Source organism: Intestinibacter sp. (assembly GCF_051866655.1).
GTDB lineage: Bacteria > Bacillota > Clostridia > Peptostreptococcales > Peptostreptococcaceae > Intestinibacter.
This window is the reverse complement of the sequence record NZ_JBJDXL010000332.1, coordinates 1-3,497: the sequence shown is the minus strand read 5'-3', so window position 1 is coordinate 3,497 and position 3,497 is coordinate 1. Positions and strand designations below refer to the sequence as shown.

The following is a 3,497-nucleotide window of genomic DNA, read 5'->3' as shown; positions in this document are numbered from 1 at the left end:
TTAGTTACTACAGACAAAACATTAAATGGAAAGATAGATTTTGATGCAATAAAAAAATTAAAATTCGATGAAAGAGGTTTAATACCTGCAATAGCACAAGATGTAGATACTGGTGCAGTTTTAATGCTTGCATATATGAATGAAGAATCTATAAAAAAGACACTTACAGAAAAGAAAGCATGCTATTTTAGTAGAAGTAGACAAGAATTATGGACTAAGGGATTGACTTCAGGTCATATTCAAGATGTTCAAGGACTATACTACGATTGTGACGCAGATACTATACTTGTTTTAGTTAAACAAACAGGAGTGGCTTGTCACACTGGAAATTATTCATGCTTCTTTAATCCAATGATGGATGCACCTGAGGAATATAAATAAAACCTTTAAAAGGAGAAAACAAATGAATATAATAAAGGTATCAAATTACGAAATACAATCTGATGTAGCCAGAGAAGCTTTTTTGAAATTCGATCATCAAGATATAGCTCAAAAATTAGATTTAAAACAAGATGCTGAGTACTTATATGTAAAATTTATAAATCAGGAATATAGATTGGGAAAAAAATCTTCAGTGATTCAGAGAATTGAAGACGACTCGACATATGTAGATGCTGGATTTTATGAAATAATGTCTATTTTAGATTTACTTGATAATGTAGGTAGATTTTCAAAACATGAACTAAAGGCCAGTAGAAATTTTGTGGCTCCAACTGGACTTAAAGAAGTTGTAAACGCAGGAAATACACAGAGAAATAGTTGGATATTTTCAAGAAATGCCAAAGCATTTTCTGGAAAAATAGATAAATTGGAAAAAGCCTGTGAGGAAATAGGCGGAATTAAAATAGACAAAGGAGATGTGGGATATATAATAGATATTTTTGACTACATCCAACTTATGTTTGTATACTACGATGAAGATTCAGATTTTGAACCAGAAATTAAAGTTTTATGGACTGACAATGTATTAGAGTTTGTACATTATGAGACAACATATTATATGTTAGAGTATTTATTTGAAAAAATGTTGAAGATAATGGATAAATAAGCATAATACGATAAATAAAAAAATAGACAATAGTAAAGGCGAATTTACTGTTGTCTATTTTTTTTGAAAAAACATATTTATATGTAACTGGATTTTTTTGTTACAACATTGTTAATGTTTTTTTATTGACTATCGGCACTTGATGTAGGAAAATATGAAATAGAGATATTTGATGTCAAAAAATAAAATAATGAGGGGGAATCGCTTTGAAAACAAAAAAGAAATTAGTGATAATAACTTTAATCGTCTCAGCTTTAATAGCACTTGTTGGATGTTCTAATAGCAGTAAAAAATTAAGTGAAAACGACTATGAGAGAAATGCTACTTTAGCATCGACTACAATATCAGATATGATCTACGATTCATCAAAGGAAATAAATAAGGGACCTACAAAAACTTACGGTAAGGTTGCCCATATTACTATAGATGACGGTCCATCAGAATACACTGATAAAATGGTTGAAATATTAAAAGACAACAATGTCAATGCAACATTTTTTATGGTAAATGGAAATATGAAAGCATATCCAGAGCAAGTAAAAAATGCAGTAAAAGCTGGAAATACTATTGGATTCCATAGTGTAAGCCACGACATACACAAATTGTATGCAACTTCTACATCTGCAAAAGAAGAATTTGATGTTTGTGCAAAAACTTTTACAGAAATAACTGGTGAAACTTCTAAGGTTATAAGATTACCATTTGGTAGTAAACCTTATACTCCTCAATCTTCTTACGATAATTTAGTAGCTGCTGGATATAAGTTATGGGATTGGACTTTAGATACTGAAGACTGGAAATCTACTTCACCACAAATTATGTCTACATTAAAGAAATACGCACACGGCGACGATATAACTGTTTTAATCCACGAGAGAAAACAAACAGTTGCTGTATTAGATGACATAATTAAATATCTAAAATCAGAAGGATATGAAATACTTCCAATATCACAAACTCAACAAGAGCAAAATTATTGGAATGGAAAATTAGGAAGTCAAAACTAATAAGGTAGGTGAACGGATTGAAGAAAATATTATATTTAGGATTAGTAGGTGCGCTTTGCCTATCAATGGTGGGATGCTCTAATGGCAACGCATTTAAAGTAGGAGAAACTGAATTTTCAAAAGATGAAGTTGAAAAAGTGAAATCTATAATGGTAGCTACAGCAGGTTACACAAATAGAGATTATTTAGCTGATTTTAATAAAGCAGAAGATGACAAAGAAGCACAAAAAGAAATAGACAATCAAGTAATATCTTATATGATAGACAATGAAGTTGTGTACGAACAAGCTGAGAAGGATAAAATAGAAGTTACAGATGATGAAGTAAATCAAAAATACGACCAAATTAAAGGTGTATTAGATTTAAATACAAATTACAAAAAACTATTAGACGAAGCGAGCGTAGATGAGGATTATTTAAAAGAAACTATTAAAAAAGATTTAATGGTTCAAAAGTACAGAGAAAAATTTGAAGAAGACATAAAGGTTACAGATAAGGAAATCGAAAAATACTACGATGAAAACAAAAAAGCTTTTGAAGAAGAATCTGTAGAAGCTTATCATATACTAGTTACAACAGTAGATGAAGACGGTAAAACAGTGGATGATTCTAAAAAGGAAGAATTAAAAGCTAAAGCTGATAAACTACTAGAAAAAGCTAAATCAGGAGACGACTTTGAAAAGCTAGCTAAAGAAAACTCTGACGACCAAAGTACTGGTAAAAAAGGCGGATACTTAGGATATTTCACTAGAGAAGATAAAAACGTTGAATTTACAAACGAAGTATTTAAATTAAATAAGGGAGATATATCAGATGTATTTGAAACTCCTTTTGGATATGAAATAGTTAAAGTAACTGACAAAAAGACAGAACAAAAATCACTAGACGATGTCAAAGATCAAGTTGTAAGTAAAATACTTGCAGATAAATACTTAGAACATATAGCTACTTTGAGAGATAAAGCTGAAGTAGAGAGATATTAAAATAAAAAAATAGTTAGGCATTTTATTTGGTATAAATATGTCTAGCTATTTTTTATTTACAAGAAATTTATATTGATTTGAAATTTTAGATAGACTGAAAAAAGCGAAGCTTTATTGTGCATATGTTCAACTTAGAATCATTGTATATATGTTAAATGATTTTGTGAGATTATGTATGAAATAAATTTTGTTGGGACATAATATAATCAAGAATTTACAAGATTAGGAATTTTTATTATAAGTTGCCTAAACTAGAAAGAGGTACATTATGTTTCGACAATATTATTCAAATATGTTTAGTTCTAAAGAAGTTAGATCAATGATAGATAATTTAGATATAGAGGAAATGAGTTCTTTTATAGCGTTAGCTCAAGAAAAATTAAAAAATTTATATAATTTAGGACTTTATGATGAAAAAGATGGAAAAAACAAGATTTTAGAAGGAAGATTTAAAAAAGG

General features: G+C 29.2%; 5 protein-coding genes. All 5 read left to right on the top strand.

Features of this window, described 5'->3' with window-relative positions; translation table 11 throughout:
* Positions 1-381: phosphoribosyl-AMP cyclohydrolase (gene hisI / locus ACI3VO_RS09855; RefSeq protein WP_439757755.1), on the top strand; the 381-nt coding region annotated here is incomplete at its 5' end.
* A 22-nt stretch (positions 382-403) separates the two neighbouring features.
* Positions 404-1,048, top strand: a complete 645-nt coding sequence (locus ACI3VO_RS09850; RefSeq protein ID WP_439757754.1) for a DUF3786 domain-containing protein — start codon at positions 404-406, stop codon at positions 1,046-1,048.
* Between the two features lie 206 nt (positions 1,049-1,254).
* On the top strand, positions 1,255-2,055 hold the full coding sequence (locus ACI3VO_RS09845) for a polysaccharide deacetylase family protein (RefSeq protein WP_439757753.1): 801 nt from the start codon (positions 1,255-1,257) through the stop codon (positions 2,053-2,055).
* 17 nt (positions 2,056-2,072) lie between these two features.
* Complete coding sequence (locus ACI3VO_RS09840; protein WP_439757752.1) at positions 2,073-3,038, top strand: peptidylprolyl isomerase; 966 nt, start codon at positions 2,073-2,075, stop codon at positions 3,036-3,038.
* 268 nt (positions 3,039-3,306) lie between these two features.
* A partial coding sequence (locus ACI3VO_RS09835; RefSeq protein WP_439757751.1) for a hypothetical protein occupies positions 3,307-3,497 on the top strand: 191 nt, incomplete at its 3' end.